This is a genomic window from Rhizobium sp. 768_B6_N1_8 (genome assembly GCF_051811225.1).
Lineage (GTDB): Bacteria > Pseudomonadota > Alphaproteobacteria > Rhizobiales > Rhizobiaceae > Rhizobium.
Window position 1 is genome coordinate 1,586,798 of the sequence record NZ_JBPWPV010000002.1, and the last position, 18,922, is coordinate 1,605,719.

General features: G+C 60.6%; 17 protein-coding genes. 10 read left to right on the forward strand and 7 right to left on the reverse strand.

The window, feature by feature from the left end; all coding sequences use genetic code 11:
* Positions 1-20: 20 nt before the first annotated feature.
* Together AB8B33_RS31540 and AB8B33_RS31545 are read right to left on the reverse strand one after the other, a co-directional pair.
* Positions 21-1,082, reverse strand: a complete 1,062-nt coding sequence (locus tag AB8B33_RS31540) for a maleylacetate reductase (RefSeq protein ID WP_439018377.1) — start codon at positions 1,080-1,082, stop codon at positions 21-23.
* A complete protein-coding gene (locus tag AB8B33_RS31545; RefSeq protein ID WP_439018378.1) occupies positions 1,079-1,954 on the reverse strand; it encodes a dioxygenase in 876 nt (291 codons plus the stop codon). Before AB8B33_RS31545 ends, AB8B33_RS31540 begins: the two co-directional genes overlap by 4 nt.
* A gap of 98 nt (positions 1,955-2,052) precedes the next feature.
* On the opposite strand from AB8B33_RS31545, the gene AB8B33_RS31550 reads away from it, so the two are divergent.
* The 3 genes from AB8B33_RS31550 to AB8B33_RS31560 all read left to right on the forward strand — a co-directional run bounded on the left by AB8B33_RS31550 (position 2,053) and on the right by AB8B33_RS31560 (position 4,067).
* Entirely contained in the window at positions 2,053-3,003 is a 951-nt protein-coding gene (locus AB8B33_RS31550) for a LysR family transcriptional regulator (RefSeq protein ID WP_439018379.1), read from the forward strand.
* A gap of 81 nt (positions 3,004-3,084) precedes the next feature.
* Positions 3,085-3,288, forward strand: a complete 204-nt coding sequence (locus tag AB8B33_RS31555) for an alpha/beta fold hydrolase (RefSeq protein WP_439018380.1) — start codon at positions 3,085-3,087, stop codon at positions 3,286-3,288.
* Between the two features lie 8 nt (positions 3,289-3,296).
* Positions 3,297-4,067 (forward strand): class I SAM-dependent methyltransferase, encoded by a 771-nt coding sequence (locus tag AB8B33_RS31560; protein WP_439018901.1) that lies wholly within the window; start codon positions 3,297-3,299, stop codon positions 4,065-4,067.
* Positions 4,068-4,434: 367 nt separating this feature from the next.
* On the opposite strand, the gene AB8B33_RS31565 is transcribed toward AB8B33_RS31560, so the two are convergent.
* From AB8B33_RS31565 to AB8B33_RS31580, 4 genes are read right to left on the reverse strand one after another with little or no spacing between them, the layout of a single operon-like run.
* Positions 4,435-5,964 (reverse strand): ABC transporter substrate-binding protein, encoded by a 1,530-nt coding sequence (locus AB8B33_RS31565; RefSeq protein ID WP_439018381.1) that lies wholly within the window; start codon positions 5,962-5,964, stop codon positions 4,435-4,437.
* A gap of 27 nt (positions 5,965-5,991) precedes the next feature.
* Complete coding sequence (locus tag AB8B33_RS31570; RefSeq protein ID WP_439018382.1) at positions 5,992-6,819, reverse strand: ABC transporter permease; 828 nt, start codon at positions 6,817-6,819, stop codon at positions 5,992-5,994.
* Positions 6,816-7,787, reverse strand: coding sequence for an ABC transporter permease (locus tag AB8B33_RS31575; RefSeq protein ID WP_439018383.1), 972 nt, complete (start codon positions 7,785-7,787; stop codon positions 6,816-6,818). The genes AB8B33_RS31570 and AB8B33_RS31575 overlap by 4 nt, the downstream gene beginning before the upstream one ends.
* Positions 7,787-9,496: an ABC transporter ATP-binding protein gene (locus tag AB8B33_RS31580; RefSeq protein WP_439018384.1), complete on the reverse strand. Its 1,710-nt coding sequence runs from the start codon at positions 9,494-9,496 to the stop codon at positions 7,787-7,789. The genes AB8B33_RS31575 and AB8B33_RS31580 overlap by 1 nt, the downstream gene beginning before the upstream one ends.
* A 276-nt stretch (positions 9,497-9,772) precedes the next feature.
* Here AB8B33_RS31580 and AB8B33_RS31585 point away from each other — a divergent pair, with 276 nt between their 5' ends.
* The 7 genes from AB8B33_RS31585 (at position 9,773) to AB8B33_RS31615 (ending at position 18,116) form a co-directional block, all read left to right on the forward strand.
* A complete protein-coding gene (locus tag AB8B33_RS31585) occupies positions 9,773-10,486 on the forward strand; it encodes an SDR family NAD(P)-dependent oxidoreductase (protein WP_439018385.1) in 714 nt (237 codons plus the stop codon).
* Positions 10,487-10,508: 22 nt separating this feature from the next.
* On the forward strand, positions 10,509-11,822 hold the full coding sequence (locus tag AB8B33_RS31590; protein ID WP_439018386.1) for an NAD(P)/FAD-dependent oxidoreductase: 1,314 nt from the start codon (positions 10,509-10,511) through the stop codon (positions 11,820-11,822).
* Between the two features lie 37 nt (positions 11,823-11,859).
* Positions 11,860-13,914, forward strand: a complete 2,055-nt coding sequence (locus tag AB8B33_RS31595) for a hydantoinase/oxoprolinase family protein (RefSeq protein WP_439018387.1) — start codon at positions 11,860-11,862, stop codon at positions 13,912-13,914.
* Entirely contained in the window at positions 13,911-15,563 is a 1,653-nt protein-coding gene (locus AB8B33_RS31600; RefSeq protein ID WP_439018388.1) for a hydantoinase B/oxoprolinase family protein, read from the forward strand. Before AB8B33_RS31595 ends, AB8B33_RS31600 begins: the two co-directional genes overlap by 4 nt.
* A 35-nt stretch (positions 15,564-15,598) precedes the next feature.
* Entirely contained in the window at positions 15,599-16,021 is a 423-nt protein-coding gene (locus AB8B33_RS31605; RefSeq protein ID WP_047522366.1) for a RidA family protein, read from the forward strand.
* A 168-nt stretch (positions 16,022-16,189) separates the two neighbouring features.
* Complete coding sequence (locus tag AB8B33_RS31610) at positions 16,190-16,981, forward strand: DeoR/GlpR family DNA-binding transcription regulator (RefSeq protein WP_439018902.1); 792 nt, start codon at positions 16,190-16,192, stop codon at positions 16,979-16,981.
* A gap of 58 nt (positions 16,982-17,039) precedes the next feature.
* Entirely contained in the window at positions 17,040-18,116 is a 1,077-nt protein-coding gene (locus AB8B33_RS31615) for a LacI family DNA-binding transcriptional regulator (RefSeq protein ID WP_439018389.1), read from the forward strand.
* A 340-nt stretch (positions 18,117-18,456) separates the two neighbouring features.
* Here AB8B33_RS31615 and AB8B33_RS31620 read toward each other — a convergent pair whose 3' ends face one another.
* Positions 18,457-18,900: a YybH family protein gene (locus AB8B33_RS31620; protein WP_439018390.1), complete on the reverse strand. Its 444-nt coding sequence runs from the start codon at positions 18,898-18,900 to the stop codon at positions 18,457-18,459.
* Positions 18,901-18,922: the final 22 nt, after the last annotated feature.

The following is an 18,922-nucleotide window of genomic DNA, read 5'->3' on the forward strand; positions in this document are numbered from 1 at the left end:
GTGCGTAGTCAGGCAGACGATCAATCTGCTGGTCGGCGGCCATCCCAGGCCTCCTGCAAAAGTGCCCTGATCGAACCCCGGTCAATCGGGCGCGGGTTCCAGTAAGGATTTTCAACGGCAATCGACGCCGCACGGTCGAGATCGGCCTCGGTCAGCCCGAATTCCTTGAGCGTCAACGGCGCGCCGATCGACTTGGCAAAATCCCACAGGCCGCCACCGATCGAGCCGCCGAAGAGATTGGCAGCTGGGGCAAGTTCTGCCGCTGCCGCCCTCGCGTTGAACGCGGCCGTATGCGGCAGCATCACCGCATGGGTTTCGGCATGCGGGGTGTCGAAGGAGCCGCCGAGCGTGTGGCAGATCTTGTGATGCAGCGCCATACCGACCGTGCCAAGCACTGTGCCGCAGAGCCAGGCACCATAGAGCGCCTCATTTCGGGCATCGGCATCGTCGGGCGCTGTTACGATTTTTGGCAGGCTTCTGGAAAAAGCGCGCAGCCCCTCAAGAGCCATCAGGGTCGAAATAGGATTACGGTCACGTGCATAAAGGCCTTCGACGGCATGCGCCATGGCATTGAGGCCGCTCGTCACACTCATCGAAACCGGTAGCCCCAGGGTCAAGGCCGGGTCGTAGATAACGATTTCCGGCAGGATCCGCGCGTCACGTACAGTCGTTTTCCGACCGCCTTCCGTCTGGCCAAGAATGGGCGTGACCTCGGAACCGGCATAGGTGGTCGGCACGACGATCTGCAGAAGGTCGGTGCGATAGGCAATCGCCTTGCCGAGGCCGGTCGTCGATCCTCCACCGAGCGAGACCACGCAATCCGCCTCGGTTTCGGCCACCATTTTCATCGCGGCCTCGGTCACGTCGACCGGCGTATGCATGGTAGCGCCGGTAAAAACACCGCAGGCAAGAGAGCCGATTTCGGTTGCCAACGCCTCCGCATCCGCCTTTTGATGAGGCGTTGCAAGGACGAGCGCCCGCTTGCAGCCGGCCGTCACAATCCATTCTCCAACCTTGCTCCTGCTGCCGTCGCCGAAGACAATCCGGGCCGGACTGCCGGCATAGGAAAACGCGTCGATCATGCCGCCCTCCCCGGTTTTGCCCGGACCATGACGAAGATAAGCTCCACCGCCTTTGCACCATGTCCGTCGACCTCGACGGGATCGAAAGAGGTTATGAGTTCGGGCCGCACGCCAAACAGCGCGTCTTCGTGCAGGTGCGGGTCGCTTGCGTCATAAACGTGCGTCGTAATCGTCTCGAAGCCCTTTGCACGCACGACGAAATGCAGATGCGCCGGCCGGCGCAAGGGATAACCGGCCGCAGACAGCAGCCGACCGACTGGACCGTCGGCCGGCACGCCGTAGCCGGACGGAACAATAGAGCGATAGGAAAAGCACCCCTCAACATCGGTTCTGAACAGGCCCCGCAGATTATGTTCGGGCTGGAGATCCGGTTGCTGGTTCTCGTAGAAGCCCTCTGCATTGGCCTGCCAGGTCACGACTTCAGCGCCTGCGACGGGCAAGCCGTCGAGATCCTGGACGCGAACCGACACCATAAGCGGTTCGCCGATGCCGTCGAGCGAGATCGACGACGCCGAGGCACGTGCAGGCGCATCGGCGCGGAAGAAGGGGCCGCGGATGGTATTGGGGGTTGCCCCCTTCGGCCGGCGCGAATTGATGTCTTCGATAAGTGCCGAAGCGCCGATCAGGTCGGACAGAAGGACCCATTCCTGCCGGCGCTCGTCCGAAGCGTGACCGACCTCCGTCAGGAAAGCGATGAACCTTCGCCACTCGTCCTGGGTCGGCCGAAATTGCTTGATGAGGTCGTGCGCATGGGTCACGGCGGCCGCGAGCAACTCGACTAGCCTGGCGTCCCTGTCGGCAGAAAAACGCTCAGCGAAGGCTTCAGACGATGTCGCCTCGCTGAATGTGAGCGGTTGAGAGCGCCCCGCCATACCAATCCTCCCCGACTTGCTCTGCGACGTGTGGGGAGAATAGCAGGCAGAGCCACGTCGATTGATGATTTTGTTGAGAGATAATATAACGGATCGTTATGAAGATCGATGAGCGTCACCTGATCCAGCTCGCCGCCGTCGTGAAGACCGGCGGCGTTACCGAAGGCGCGGCTTTGCTGGGACTTGCACAACCTGCCGTCTCGCGCACCTTGTCCATGTTGGAAAAGCGCCTGGGCGAGCCGCTTTTCGTCAGGGGCCGTCGGCCCCTGCAGCCGACAGCCTTTGGCCTGGCGCTCGCCGAGCATGGTTTCGTCATGCTGGCGGCCTCCCGCAAGGCCTCCGATCTCGTCGAGAGTTTCAGGGTCGGCAAGAGTGGCGTCGTGCGCGTCGGCGGCACGCCTTTTTTCATGGATGGGCTGATCGCCGGAATCTGTGCGGAGTTTCAGTCGAGCCACCCCGATGTGCGCATCGACCAGAGCTACGGCTACTTCCCGGATCTCAGGGCAGCGCTGAAAGCCGACCAGATCGATCTCGCTATCTGCCCGATCGATATTCTCGATGAAGGCTCGGGGCTCGAGTTTCAGCAGATTCTTCCCGGCCGTAACGTTGTCGCCTGCCGGGTCACGCATCCCCTGCTCTTGAAGCGGCGGCCGCAGCCGAGCCATCTTCTCGAATATCCCTGGGTCGCACCGCCACCAGGCAGTCCCTTGCTTGCGGACTTGCGCGCGCTGCTTCTCTCATTCGGCGCAACCGAACTCAAGATCCGCTATTCGGGCGGTTCGCTGATGGCGGTGATCAACTATCTGAAGACCGCCGATGCACTGACGATCATGCCCCATAGCGTCGTCTTTGCGCAACGCAAGGACAAGTCGATCACGGCTTTGCCAATCACCATTCCGCATCCCGAACGGGCACTGGCGATCCTCAGCCGTGTTGATGCGCCGCGCTCTCCCGCCGTCGACCACTTTGCCACATTTGTCCGCTCCGGTTTCGAAAACTTGCGCCACCTCATCAAACGCCACGAAGAAGCGGTCGTATGGGGTCTTTGATATGCCAGCCTCTCGATCAGTGACGACTGTTGACGGCACTTCCGGGACCAGACATGGCATAGCCGGCTGAACGAGATCAAAGTGCCGCCTCCCGTCGTTCACGGCAACGATCCAGTTTTCCCCGTCGCGCACGGCAAGGCACTCGCGCGAGCTGTGGCGGACGCGAAGTTCGTGAAGATCGAAGGCGACGGCCATGAAATTCGTCCCGAGGATTGGGAAACGATCATTTCTGCTATCGACGAACATGCCGAACTCTCGTCAAGTGACCGAGGCAAAACCACGTGAGGATGGACATGTTGGATCGTGCTGACTTCTATGATGCAGAATTAAAGCGGCACAATGGGCATTTGCGTGCCGCCGCCTCCGTTGGAATACGTGACCGTGTGCTCGATATCGGTTGCGGGGCAGGACAAACGACGCGTGAGGCCGCCCGTGTCGCGGTGGAAGGCGAGGCGATCGGCGTGGATACTTCCACAGAAATGCTCGAGGTTGCGCGCCGACGTTCCAACGAAGCGGGATTGCGAAATATTGCCTTTGAGCAGGGTGACGCCCAGCACCACGCATTTCCGGCTGCGGGCTTCGACCTCTGCATCAGCCGGTTTGGCGTCATGTTCTTTGCCGATCCGGCGGCAGCGTTTGACAATGTCGCCCGCGCGATGCGTCCGGGCGCGCGCCTTGCGTGGATGGTCTGGCAGAGCCAGGAGCGCAACGCTTGGTCTGGTGCCATCAGGCAAGCCTTGGCTCCGGGAATTGCGATTTCCGCACAGGCTTCCACGCCGTTTTCGCTTGGCGATCCCACCATCGCTGCAGAACTTCTCAAGACGGCCGGCTTTGTTTCGATCGATTTTATCGACGTGCGAGAACCGGTTTTCTACGGACCGGACGTCGATACGGCCTTTGACGCGCTCGTCGAGCTCTATCTTGTGAAGGACGCGCTGGCGCAAACCGGTGAAGCGCCCGACAAGGCGCTGCAGCGGCTGCGCGAACTGCTGGAGGCATATATGACCACGGAGGGCGTACTCTTTGAGTCGCGCGCGTGGATCATCACAGCTCGCAGGGTGTAAATCGGACGAGGAGATCTCCTCCTCAACATGCGTTTCGGCGGGCACTCGGTGTCGCCGATGACGCTGTTCTGCTCATGCTCCGTGTGGCGCGAGACCTTCTTCCGTCGTTGCGGCACCCGCGCATGCGATCGCGAGCGTCCGTATCCTGATGGCCCACAACAGATCGCTGATCGAGGGCAAGGGAGACGATGACGGTGCAGGCAAAACCATCGTCGAACGCACCGGCCCGGAGATGCTCCGAAGGTTGCGAGGTCATATGATGGGTTAGAACAAGGCGCGCTTCGGCACGCGATCGATGTCGGGATGGATCGGATGCGCGGCGAGGAGACGAGGCTACCGGACACCTTTGCGTCCGGTAGCCTCGTGTTCATTCGACTTTGGTGTTCTCGATGCTGAGACCCGACTGGAATGTCAGGAAGCCGGGCATGTTCGTAAAACCAGTTACACCCTTCCTGACGGCGTAGTTCTGTTCGCGCCACATAAAGTAGACGAGCGGCGACAATTCGAGCGCTCTATCGACGAAGGCATCATAGACTTTCGCTCTCTCGTCCTTGTCGATGGTTGCCCTGCCCTTGTCGAGCAACTCGTTGATCTGCGGATCGTTGAAGTAGGGGGAATTGTTGGTTCGGACGAGCTTGTCGCCACCGTAGTAGTAATTGCTCAGCCAGTCGGCATCGGTAATCTCGCCGAGGCTGCCGAGTACGGTAAAATCGTAGTCTGCAGCGGTTGCCTTGGCCATGCGACTTGCCCAGTCCGGCAGGTCGAGCTTCACCTTGATGCCGATTTTTGCAAGCTCCGACTGAATGGCGATCGCCGTATTCTGATGGAAGCTATATTGCGATGACGCGAGCAGTCGCGCCTCAAAGCCGTTCGGATATCCCGCCTTGGCAAGCAGTGCCTTGGCCTTCTCAATATCATGCGAGAAATAGTTCGCCTTGGCTTCGGAATAGCCCATATAGCCCTTCGGAATGGCAATGCCGTAAATCGGGCTGCCCAGGCCATTGAAGGCGGTATTGATGATCACGCTGCGATCAACCGCATAGGCGATTGCCTGGCGAACTTCCGGCTTCGAAAACGGCTCGAATTTTGTATTGAACTGCAGTCCCATGAACGGGCCAGTGTTCCGCAAGAGCTCGGTATCTGGTCCCTTTTCAAGATCGGCAGCGTCCTTGGCCGGAACATAGTCAATGATATCGACGTCGCCCGATTTCAGCGCGTTCACGCGCGTATTCTCGTCGCTGTAGAAGACGTAGTGGACCTCGTCCAAATCCGGTTTGCCGGGCTTGTAGTAACCGTCGTATTTTTTGACGACGATCTCTCGCCCGCGCGTCCAGCCGGCGAATTTGAACGGGCCGGCACCGATCGGCGAGGCGGTCGGATTATCGGCATTCTTTGCGAGCCACGCCGCCGGCACGATGACGGATTCCGGCAGTGCAAGATAGTCGACGAGCGCAACCGATGGGCTCGAAAGGGTCAGCTTCACGGTCTTTTCGTCCGGCGTTTCGATCTTGGAAATGATCGAAAGCTCGTTGCGGAAGGCGGCTTTTCCCTTAGGGTCGAGAATTCTCTCCAGAGAGGCTTTCACATCGGCAGCGGTTACGGGAGAACCATCATGAAAGGTGGCCTTTCGCAGATGGAAGGTGAATTCCTTTGCGTCGGGGCTGATATCGTAGCTTTCGGCAAGCTCCGGTGTGATCTTTCCGTCGACACCATAATTTACAAGTCCGCGATGGATCGCCAGCTTGACGGTGCGGCCGGATGTACCGGGCTGGATGACTGTGTCGAGGGTCGACGGCTCTCCCGAAAGGCCGAAGTAAAGGGTGCCGGCTGCGAGCGCACTCGTCGCGGTCAGACCCAGAAGGCTCGCAGCGAGAGCCATTTGGAGAATTCTCTTCATGATGTTCCCTTTCTTTGTTGAGGATTGTCAGTTTTCGCGAAGTCGCGGATCGAGATGGTCGCGAAGCGCATCGCCGAGGACGTTGATGGCGAGAACGGTGAGCGCGAGGCACACGGAGGGCCAGACCACATACATCGGATTCTGGCTGAGATAGCCGCGCGCCGTGCCGATCATCTGCCCCCATGATGGTTCGGGCGGCACGATGCCGAGACCGAGAAAACTCAGGCCGGATTCGAGCAGGATCGCCGCTGCGATCGTCAATGTTGCCTGAACGACCAGTGGCGACAGAATATTGGGCAAGATCGCTCGCAAGACGACGCGAAGGTAGCGCGCGCCCATGGCGTGCTCGGCTTCCACGAATTCCTGCCTGATCACCTGGAGGGTCGCGGATTGCGCAACGCGCGCAAACTGCGGGATGAAGATTATGCCAATGACCACACTGAGGCTGACGACACCACTGCGCCAGAAACCGACGGCGAGCAAGGCAAGCAGGATTGCCGGGAAACTCAGCATGATATCGACGCCGCGCATGACGAAGAGGGCGAGCACCGGCCGGCTGTAGGCGCCGACAATACCACAGGCCGTGCCGCCTATGGCGGCGATGATGGTGGAGATGACCGCTACCAGGATCGTCGGACGGATGCCGACAAGGAGACGCGATAGGATATCTCGGCCGAACTCGTCGGTGCCGAGCAGGTATTGCGTCGAACTCGCCTGGTTGACCGCGTTCTGGTTGATGGCGAGCGGATCGTGCGGGGCGAGAATGGGCCCCGCCAGTGCAATCGCGAGAACCACCGTCACGACAAGCAGACTGGAGGCAACGAGCGGTCGGCGAAAAAGAAAGGTCGTCTTCATGCGCGTTTCCGGCGGATGCGTGGATCGAGCAGGCTGTAGAGGATGTCGACGCACAGATTGATCAGGATGAACAGTGCCGCAATGGTCAGGATGCTTCCCTGGACCAGGGGATAGTTGCGGTTCGAAACGGCCGTGACGAGAAGAGTGCTCAATCCCGGCCAGTTGAAGAGGGCCTCGACCAGGACTGTGCCACCCATCAGGTTGCCAAGTTGCAGACCGATGATCGTGACGATCGGGATCGCCGCATTGCGAAGGACGTGAAGCCAGATCACGCGGCGTTCGCGCATTCCCCTCGCCCGCAGAGACCGCACAAAATCACGACCCAGGATCTCCAACATCGAAGAGCGCGTCATGCGGGCGATCGAAGCGGCAAGCCCGAGGCCGAGAGTAACTGCCGGCAAGGTCAGCTTCTGAAAATGCAGGAAGGCGTTTCGGGAAATGTCGGTGTAGCCGCTCGAAGGAAGCCATCCGAGCTTGAGGCTCAGCAGCAGAATAAGAAGCGACCCGAGAATATAGACAGGCACTGAGATGCCGAGTGTCGAGAGCGACGTCAAAAGACCGTCGAGAAAACGTCCGCGTCTCAAAGCGGCCGCAATGCCGACCGGCACGCCGATGATGGCAGCAAGGACGATCGCAGCGCTGGCAAGCTCGATGGTCTTGGGAAGGCTGGAGGTTACGTACTCGACGACGGGAACGCCATCGAGAGAGTTGCCGAGATCGCCGGTGGCGGCATTGCCGAGCCATTTGAGATATTGGGACAGGACGGGCTGGTCGAGACCCAGCTGCTGACGCATCGCGGCAACTGTTTCCGGAGAGGGGTTGCTCTCTGGCCCCAGCAGCAACAGAACCGGATCGCCCGGCATGATGTACATGATGGAAAATACGAGGGTCGCGATGACCCATAGCTGGACCAGCGCCGTAATGAGCCTTGATCCCAGCGTGATGACAAATGTCGATAGGGTCTCCATCAACGCGCCTCCAGAGCGGTTAGCTGCGCCGTGCCGATCTTCGGCACTGCGCTGAGAAGCGTACGGGTGTATTCAGCCTTGGGATTGTCGAAAACGTCTGCGGCAGGGCCGGTTTCGACGATCTTGCCCTTCTGCATCACTGCGATCGTGTCGCTGACGTGGCGCACGACCGACATGTCATGCGAGATGAACAGGTAAGTCAGGTCGAATTCGTCCTGCAGATCCTGCAGCAGGTTGAGAACTTGCGCCTGAACGGACACATCGAGCGCCGAGACGGCCTCGTCGCAAATCAAAAGCTTCGGGTTGAGGGCAAGAGCGCGAGCGATGACAATGCGCTGACGTTGGCCACCCGAGAACTCGTGAGGATAACGGCGCATGGCGTTGCGGGGCAAACCGACGGCGTCGAGAAGCTTCGCGACCGTTGCCTCACGATCGCGTCCTTTCTCGTGGATGTCGATCGGTGCGGCGACAAGGTCGGTCACCATCTGTCGCGGATTGAGAGAGCCATAGGGGTTCTGGAACACCAGGGCGAAGTCGCGACGCGCTTCACGCAATCGGTCGCGGTCAAGCGAGACGAGATCGCGACCCTCAAATTCGATGGAGCCGCTGTCCGGTTCCATCAAGCGCATGACGAGCCGAGACAAGGTCGATTTTCCGCAGCCCGATTCACCGACAAGACCGAGCGTCGAACGGGCCGGGATCGCGAGACTGACGTCGTCGACGGCGCTAAATGCCTGCGGCGCTGAAAGGGAGCTCTCACGAGTCCAGAAGGTCTTTGTCAGGTTCCGGATGTTGAGTAGCGTCGCGCCCTCCGGCTCCGACGAAGGTCGCGCCTTAAGCGCCGATCGGGCCTCGACAACACTTGAGATCACACCGCGGTCATCCCTGCCAATCACGGGCAGACGGCTCTTCGGTGCGGAGACAGACGGCATCGAGGCGATCAGCGCCTTGGTGTAGGCGCTGCGCGGCGACACAAAGAGATCGCCTGTGGTGGCCTCTTCCATGAGATCACCTCGGTAGATGACGGCAACGCGGTCGGCGACCTCGTAGATGACCCCAAGATCATGCGTGATGAGCAGAATGGCGGCGCCGATTTCCTGGTTGAGGCTGCGCAGCAGACCAAGCACTTGCTTCTGTACGGTAACGTCAAGGGCTGTGGTCGGTTCATCGGCGATGATGACATCCGGCTTGCAGGCGACCGCCATGGCAATCATGACACGCTGACACTGTCCGCCCGAGAGTTCGTGAGGATAGGAGCGCATGCAGCGCGCCGGATCGGAAATCCCCACTCGGGCCAGCAGATCGCGGGCACGCTCGCCTGCCTGCCGGCGGTTCACGCGCTCATGCAGCAGGATCGCCTCAATGATCTGGCTTCCACAGGAAAACACCGGGTCGAGTGACGCCATCGGATCCTGAAAGATCATCGAGATGCGCTTGCCGCGCAGCTTTCGCAGAACGTCGGGCCTGGCTGTCAGCAAATTTGCGCCGGCGAAATCGACACGTCCGCTCGTCACGACCGCATTGCGCGGCAGCAGGCCCATCGCAGCCAGCGACAGGATGGTTTTCCCGCTGCCGCTTTCACCGACGAGACCCAGAATTTCACCGGATGTCAGCGAAAGTGACACGCCGTTGACCGCGGCGCGCAGGCCCTCGCCCGTCTTGAAGGCGACGGAAAGATTGTCGATTCTCAGAATTTCCCTACCCGGCATACCGCGATCCGATCTGCGATTTCTGCCCTCCATTGCCGGAGAGCCCGTTCCCGTAGTTTTTGAGCGCTTATGCGCATATTTTGAATTATTAAGGCATAAAGCGCCAAACTCCGTCAAGCATACGTTTGTATTTTGGAAGAAACTTTTCTTTGATGGGAGTTTTTGAAGCTTTTTTGAGATTTCTACCAAATTCCAGCTTGCCAGAAATGAAAAGCCCGCTTACCGTCAATGCAAACGAATGCGCGACCGGGCAGTAACGTCAGGGGGGAATGGACAATGACACCAGAACATCACTCACGCGTGGCGCTGATTTCAGGGGCGAGCCGTGGCATTGGGCTCGCAATCGCCCGCGAACTCGTCGAACATGGTTATCGGCTCAGCCTCGGCGCCCGCGACGTCAAGGCGCTGGAGGCGCAGCTCGGTCCGGAAAATGATCGGCTGCACTATGCGCATTTCGATGCCTACGATCCGGCAACGGCAGAGCAATGGGTGGCAGCTGCTGCTGCGAAATTTCAAAGGATTGACGCTCTCGTCAACAATGCCGGCCTCGGTGAGCGCGTGTCACTCATGGACGATAACGATGAGGCGCTCGACCGGCTCTGGGCCGTCAATGTAAAGGCGCCACTGCGCCTCACCCGTCTTTGCATGCCCCACCTCGAAGCGACGGGCGCCGGACGTATCATCAACGTCGTCTCGCTGTCTGGCAAGCGGGTCAGAAACGCCTTCGTCGGCTACAACATGACCAAGTTCGCGCTGATGGGGCTGACCCATACGACACGCCATGTCGCCTGGGAAAAGGGCGTGCGGGCAACGGCGATATGCCCGAGCTTCGTGCGCACCGAAATGAGCGCCTACACGAACAAGGTCACGCCCGATGAGATGATCCAGCCGGAAACCCTGGCCTCGCTCGTGCGCACCGCGATCGAGCTTCCCAACAATGCAGCAATGGCTGAGATGCTGGTGAATTGCCGGCTCGAAGACATGCTCTGATCAATGCCGGCGAGATAGAACTATGTCACGTATTATTCCCGACGCCGTCCCCTCCGCTCAGGCCCTGCCGGCAAAGGTGGATGTCGTCGTCATCGGCGGCGGAATCGTTGGCGTCTCGACGGCGCTGGAGCTGGCCGAACGCGGTGTATCCGTTGCGGTTTGCGAAAAAGGTCTTATCGCGGGCGAACAGTCGGGTCGCAACTGGGGCTGGGTGCGGCAGATGGGGCGGGACCCCTCCGAACTGCCTCTCGCCATCGAAAGTCTTTCTCTGTGGAAGGGTATGAACGCGCGCACCGGCGAGGAAACCGGATTCCGGCAGACCGGCATCGCCTATCTTTGCCGCAACGCACGCCAGGAGGCTGAATACGAGGCCTGGCTGGTGCATGCGCGCGATTTCGGCCTCGATTCCAGATTGCTGAGAAGCGAGGAATTGGGCCAGCACCTGCCCGGCATGACCGGAGGGTTTACTGCCGCCCTGCATACCTCCACTGACGGCCGTGCTGAACCGTTTAAGGCAGCACCGGCGATTGCCCGTGGCGCCATCCGCGCCGGCGCCCACGTGATCACCGGCTGCGCGGTCCGGTCCATCGAGCGCTCGGCAGGTGCTGTCAGCGGTGTGATCACCGAACGCGGACGTATCGCCTGCTCCTCGGTCGTGCTGGCCGGCGGCGCCTGGTCGCGGCTCTTCAGCGGGAATATGGGGATTGATTTTCCGCAGCTGAAGATCCTCGGTTCCGTGGCACGGGCCACACCGGTAGAAGGCGTGCCCGAGCTGCCGGTCGGCGCGGACAATTTCTCCTTCCGGCGACGGTTGGACGGCAGTTTTTCGATTGCCATGCGCAACGCCAATATAGCGCCCATCGTGCCCGACAGCTTCCGCCTGTTCGCCGACTTCGTGCCAACGCTTATCAAGAGCTGGCGCGAGCTGAAACTTCGGGTGGGCAATCGGTTCATCGAAGAGTGGCGGACACCCAGCAACTGGGCTCCAGACGAGATCACGCCTTTCGAACAGGTGCGTATTCTCGATCCCGTACCTTTCGAGCGCTTCAACCGGGAGGGCCTTGCACATCTGGTCAAGGCATTTCCGGCCTTTGCCGAGAGCCGGATCACGCAGAGCTGGGCCGGCTTGATCGACGTGACGCCGGATGCGGTTCCGGTCATCTCTCCGGTCGGCGGCATTCCCGGCTTCTTCATTTCCAGCGGCTTCTCCGGACATGGGTTCGGCATCGGTCCCGGTGCCGGAAAGCTGATGGCCGACATCGTCACCGGCGCGCGGCCCTGCGTTGATCCCGCGCCATTCCGTTTCGATCGTTTCAAGAAGACCAAGGCGGCCTGATCCGCTCGCTAAAACCTTGGCCACAGAGGGTGAAGACATGGCATTGAGAATTGGAGTTGATTCCGGAGGCACGTTCACCGACGTCTGCCTGTTCGATGACGAAACCGGCAAGCTCGACATCTGGAAGGTACCGTCGACACCGGACGATCCTTCACGCGGAATTGCAAGCGGCGTCTCGGAGGGGCTCGCGACCGTCGGCAGCACCGCGGCACATGTGGCCTTTCTCGGTCACGGAACCACCGTCGCCACGAACGCGCTGATCGAGCTGAAAGGCGTCGCAACCGGGCTGATCACCACCGATGGCTTCCGCGACCTGCTGGAGATCGGCCGCCAGAAGCGCCCCAGCCTCTATGACATGAATGCCGAGAAGCCGGAAACCCTCGTCAGCCGCGACCGCCGGCAGGAAGTTCCCGAACGTCTCAAATGCGATGGCTCGACGGATCGCTCGCTCGACGAGGAAAAGTTGCGCGCCGCCGTGCGCAAGCTCGCCGAGGAGGACGTCAAGGCAATCGCGGTTTGTTTCCTCTATGGCTTCTTAAACAGCGCCCACGAGCAGCGCGTGGTCGACATCCTCCGCGAAGAAATACCCGATGTCTTCATCAGTGCCTCGCATCAGGTGGCACCGGAGTTTCGCGAATACGAGCGCATGTCGACGACGGTCGTGAATGCCTATCTCGGTCCGGTGATGCAACGCTATATCGACAGGCTCAAACTGCGCTTGAGCGAGCTCGGCGTGCCGGTCGCCCCGCAGCTGACCCAGTCGAACGGCGGCGTCATCGGCTTTGACATGGCCGCACAGCTTCCGGTCCGCACCGTCCTTTCCGGCCCGAGCACCGGCGTCGTGGCGGCCCAGGCGGTCGGACGACTGGCCGGCTTCGACAATATCATCACCTTCGACGTCGGTGGAACGTCGAGCGACGTGGCGCTGCTGCAGGGCGGCATCTGCAAGCTCACCGGAGAGGCCAACGTGCATGGCTATCCGATCAAGGCGCCGATGCTGGACATCCATACCGTCGGGGCTGGCGGCGGCTCGATCGCCTTTGTCGACAGCGGCGGCCTTTTGAAGGTCGGTCCGCGCTCGGCAGGGGCAGATCCCGGACCGGTCTGCTACGGACGCGGTAATACGGAGGCGACCGTCACCGATGCGAACATCGTCCTGCAGACCCTCAATCCCGTCGAAATCCTCGGCGGACGCATGAAGGTCCGGCGCGACCTCGCGATCGAGGCTGTGCAGCGCCTGGCCGATCAGCTCGGACTCGGCCTGATGGAGACGGCGCAGGGTATCATTTCAGTCGTCACGGCGAACATGGCAAAAGCGATCCGTCTGATCAGCGTGCAGCGCGGCCATGATCCGCGCGACTACGCGCTGATGGCATTCGGCGGCGCGGGGCCTCTTCACGCTGCTCGGCTCGCCAAGGAACTCGACATGAGCCGCATCATCGTGCCGCTCACGCCCGGCACGCTCTGCGCCCTTGGCCTGCTTTTGACCGATCTGCGTTCCGATTTCGCCATCTCTCGCCTGATGAAGGTCGATGAGAACGCAGTCGAGCCGATGATCAGCGGTTTCCAAGCGCTCGAAGCCCAGGCAGGAGCCTGGTTTGATCAGGAAGACATCGAGGCCGAGCGGCGTGTCGTCAATCGGACCGCCGACATGCGTTATGTCGGCCAGAACTATGAACTGCAGGTCTCTGTACCTGCGGGCACGGTGGGACCGGATACTCTTGCCGCGCTGGTCAAGGGCTTCGAGCAGGCACATCTGCAGCGCTTCGGTTTCATCGCCGAGGGCGAGGCGATCCAGATCGTGACGTTGCGGCTCGAGGCGGCCGGTGTCGTCAACAAGGCCGAGCTCGCCTCATTGCCGGATGCTGGCCCATCCTGTGACGGCGCCGTCATCGGCTCGCGGCAGGTCTATATGGACGAGGCCAAGGATTTCCTGCCCTGCCCTGTCTATGCCCGTGAAAAACTGAAACCAGGCAACCGCATTGCCGGTCCGGCGATCGTCGAGCAGATGGACACCACCACCGTCATCCTCCCGGACATGCAGGCGACAGTCGACCCCTATCTCAACCTCATTCTGGAGACACGGGCATGAGCAAGATCGACCCGATCACCGTGGAAGTCATCGGCAGCGCGCTGACATCGATCGTCGAGGAGATGGGAGAGGCGCTGGTGCGTGCCAGCTACTCGACCAACATCAAGGAGCGGCGCGATTGCTCGACCGCCCTCTTCGACCGGCACGGAAACACCCTGTGCCAGGCCGAGCATATTCCGATGCACCTCGGCAGCTTCATCGGCATCATCCCGCATATCAACAAGCGCTTCGCCGCCGACGATATCAAGCCGGGCGACGTGTTCATGGGCAACGACGCCTACGAGGGCGGCGCAACGCATCTGCCGGATATCGTACTCGCAGAACCCATCTTTCATGGCGAGACGATGGTTGGATGGGCCGTCAACACCGCCCACCACGCCGACTTCGCCGACCGCGGCCACGCCCATATCTATCAGGAAGGTCTGCGCATCCCCCCCGTGCGACTCTATCGCCAAGGCCAGTTGCAGAAGGATCTGCAGGACATGTTCCTGCTGAACTGCCAGGTCCCGCACGAGCGGTTGTCGGACCTGCGCGCCCAGATGTCAGCCAACCGGCTCTGTGTCCAGCGCATGCAGGATCTCTGCACGAAATACGGCGCGGATCTCGTTCTGGCTGCCGGCGACGCCCTTCAGGACTACGCAGAGCGCAAGATGCGTGCCGGCATCGCCGCCATTCCCGACGGTGTCTACAGCTTCACGGACTACTTCGACAGCAACCAGTTCTCCGATATCATGGAGCTCAAGGTGGACATCACCATCAGTGGCGACGCGATGCACATCGCCTTCGATGCGCCGCCGCAGGTCCCCGCCGGGCTGAACGTCATTTACACGGCCCTGCTTGCGACCTGCTACTATGCCGTCAAGGCGGTCATCGACCCGACCATCCTGCCGAACGCCGGTCTGTCGCGGCCGATCAGCGTGGAGGCGCCACACGGATCGCTGCTCAACTGCAAGCACCCTGCAGCTGTCGACGGACGTATCGCCGCTTGCCAACGCGTTGCCGACCTTGTCCAGGGCGCACTGGCGAAAGCTTTGCCCGGCAGGGTGACGGCCGCAGGCAATGGTGCCTGCACCGGCGCTCTCTTCACTGGCACACGTGAAGATGGTTCGCTCTGGGTCTATCTCGAGACCATCGGCGGCGGCGGTGGGGCGCGTCCCACGGCAGACGGGCTGAGCGGCGTCCATGTCCATATGACGAATACCTCCAACCTTCCGGTCGAAGCGCTCGAGCTGGAATATCCTCTGACGCTGCTGCGCTATGAACTCGTCAACGGCTCGGCCGGGGCCGGCACATGGCGCGGCGGCATGGGGCTGCGGCGCGTCTATCGCATCGAGGCCGATTGCCGGTTCAGCGTCGAGGGTGGACGGCTGTCAGTCTACCCCTGGGGACTTGAAGGCGGTCTGCAGGCTACCGGTTCGCATTTTGATTTCGGAAACGGCGCGCAGAACCTGCCGGGAACCGTGCAGTTGAAGGCGGGACAGGTGGTCGAGCTGGTGACCCCCGGCGGCGGCGGTTACGGCGAGCCCTCCGGCCGGTCCCTGGAGGCCATTCGCCGCGACATCAAGGAAGAGCGCATCACGGCCGAATTTGCCGGACGGATCTACCGCCTCGGCGCCGAGCAAACACCTCATCGGGCGGCAACCGCCTGATCGTTTAATCCCACATCAAAGGAAGGATCTTACCCGTGGTAAAGGTGACCAAAGTCAAATCCGGCAGCCTCTATGAGGAAAAGGAAAGCTATTCGCGCGTTGTCGCAGTCGACAACTGGGTGTTTGTGTCCAACACCGCCGGACGCAATTACAAGACCCGCGAGATGTCGACCGACCCGGTCGAACAGGCCAAGCAGTGCTTCCATAATATCGAGGGCGCCCTTGCGGCGGTTGGCGCAACTCTTGCAGACGTCGTGCGTTCGCGCGTCGTCATTCCGAACGTTGCCGATGCTCCCGCCGTTATGGCCTATGTGGGCGAAAAGTTCCGAGGCATCGACCCTTGCAGCACGGTCACCTGCCCGCCGCTCGGCGGTCCGGATTTCCGCGTTGAAATCGAGGTGACCGCCTACAAGGGCGTGGGCGCTGCCGGCTCGGAATATATCAACGTCACTCTGTAACGAGATCATCATCGGCCGCCCGGCGCGCTCGGGCGGTCGACCATTAGAGGTGGCGGTCGATCGCCCCTGCTTTCAGTTTCCCTGCTGTTTCTGTAAGGTCGCGCTCCATTGAGAAAGAAAGAGGGTCTGCTCTTGGCTGAGACGGGAACACCGCAATCGGAAGACTTTTTGCCCGCCGAGCGGCGCGAGAAAATCATGGAATGGTTTTCGTCAAACCAGGTCGCCTCGAGCCAGGATCTCGCCAAGCGCCTCAACACCTCGATCTCGACGATCCGCCGCGATCTCGATTTCCTGGCATCTCAGGGCGTGGTGAGAAGGACCCATGGGGGAGCTGTCCGTGTTCGCCGCAACACGACCTTCGAGCAACTCGTCGATGAAGCCCGCCAGACGGCGGTCGAAGAAAAGCGCGCCATCGCGGTGGCGGCCGCAAAGCTCCTCCAGCCAGAGCAGAGCATCTTCATCGATTCCCGCTCAACGCTGCATCAATTCGCCTATGTCATCGCTGAACTGACAACGCCGCTGACGGTCGTAACGAACGACGTGCATGTCGCAGATGTCCTGGTGAACAAAGGCCATATCAAGCTCGTGGTGCCTGGCGGGATCTGTCGTCCGGGCGCCTATTCCCTGCTTGGGGAAACGGCGATCAATTTCGTTCGCGAGCTGCGTTGCGATCATCTGTTCCTGTCTTCTCAAGCAGTCGACACGGAGTGCGCAAGCGACACGTCACTCGAACTGGTTCAGCTGCAACGCGCCATGATCGAAGCGTCGGTTGAAACAACGCTTTTGATCGACAGCAGCCGCTTCGGTAGCAGGGCGATTTATCGCACTACGCCCATCGAAAGGATCAACCGCATCATTACGGACGAGGGTCTCAATCCCGAGGAGCGGGCAAAATATGCTTCCGTCGTCGCGGACCTCGTCATCGCGCCCTACGTCGACGAGGTTGAGGAGCCTGAATGAGGTTGCAAGATGACCAGGGAGGCGTTCATTCCCTTTCAAACGGTAGCGCTGACCGCCCGTGACCCTACCAAAAACCAAAGGACAGGCGGCACGAGCCAAGGCGAGCATTACGATCGTTGATATCGCCCGGCTCGCAGGCGTCAATCCATCCACTGTCAGTCGGGCCCTCTCGGGATCGCCCGCCGTGACCCCGCAAACGCGTGCGCGAATTGCAGAGATCGCCAGGGAAAGTGGTTACGTTGCGAACCATAATGCTCGCATGCTCCGATCCCGAAAAGCCAACCAGATCCTCGTCATTGTTCCAAATATTGCCGCTTTCTCCCATCCGGACGTCATACTGGGAATCGAGGAGGCACTCGAAGAACACAATATCGGCGTTATCGTCGGGAGCACGAAAGGAAGCGAAGAAAGAGAAGTTGCACTCGCCCGGCAGCTGATTACCGGGGCCGCCGATGGCCTCATCCTTCTCAACGGCCGCCTGCCATCCGAACTGGGAGAGCTCCCGCAATACACTCGCAGGATCGTCGCGATCTCCAGACCCGTCGCAAACCCGGCGATTGCCTTCGTCGGAATCGACAATGAAAAGGCGGCAATTGAGGCGACGCAGTATCTGCTTTCTCTCGGCCGCAGCCGCATCCTACACATTGGGGGGCCGGAGCAGAGCCCGATTTTCACCGCCCGTGCGCAGGGCTATCGAAACGCGATGCGACAAGCCGGTCTCCATGAACACAGCGAGGTGCAGCATCTCTGCTCGTTCGATATTTCCGCCGGGCGAGAGGCCATGCGGAGCATCCTCAGCAGACGACATCTGCCGGATGCCATCTTATGCGCCAGCGACGAACTTGCCTTCGGCGCAATCCAGGTGGCCAAGGAACACCGGATAGAGGTACCGGAACAAATCGCCTTCATCGGTTTCGACAATCATCCGGTCGGCGAAGCCTTCAGTCCGGCATTGACCACGATTTCCGTGCCGCGCAGGCGGCTTGGATTTTTGGGAGCGCAGACTCTCCTGCGCCTGATTGAAGAGGACCGCGAAATTTCCGAGCCCCAGCTATTGCCCTACGAACTGCTCGTAAGAGCAAGCTGTGGCAACGGAACCAGTTCGAGTCCTGATACGCGCCAATCAGCACGGTGATCAGGATAACGGCGCTATCCGCAATGGGACGCCGTTGCGCCACGATCGCGTGTTCCGGTTCCGGTTCCGGTTCCGGTTCCGGGCCGAACTCGCAAATAGTCGCCCCCCTCGCAACTGACGGCCGTCCATCATTCCCCTTGTATGTTCAATTTGGACTGAGTGCTGGATGATTGGTGTGCGCTCCGGCGGGACCATCCGCCGGAGAGCGGACAGTCGGGGCCAGCGATGCCGGCGAGAAGGCGTCATCGCAGCTGTAAGCAATCCGGCCGCCTCCATCTCGTCCGGTCGCCTTCGCGCCGATCGGATGAAACTGGTGGAAAGGCACCCTGAAGCCGGTGTTTTAAGGTTTCAGATCGAGCAGCGCGAGGCCGCTTCCATCCATGGCGAAGGGCACGGAGGCATGCTGATGCGCCACCATCCAGCGGCCACCTTGCTTCACGAGGCCAAGGGTTTGGCGGTACCAAAGATCGACTTCAGTGCCGTTGGTCTTCGTTCCCGTCATGTGCAGCAAGCCACTCCAGAAAGCCACGTCTCCGCCAACTGTCAGCTTAGCGTCATGCATTTCGCTGCCGATCGGACCCTCCCAGGTGTCGAACCAGGCCTGCAGGCCCGCCTCGTCCTTGCCGTGATAAACGAGCGGCGGCGCCAGCGAAAACTCGACAGAATCGTCGGTTTCGTCGAACAATGCGCCTTTGGCGTCTTTCTCGCCGAGCGCGGTAGCGTGCATCATCAGCATGGCGATGATTGCCTCTTCTTCGATATTAGCTTTGGTTTCTTTGCTCATTTGTCCTCTCCTTTGCTAATCT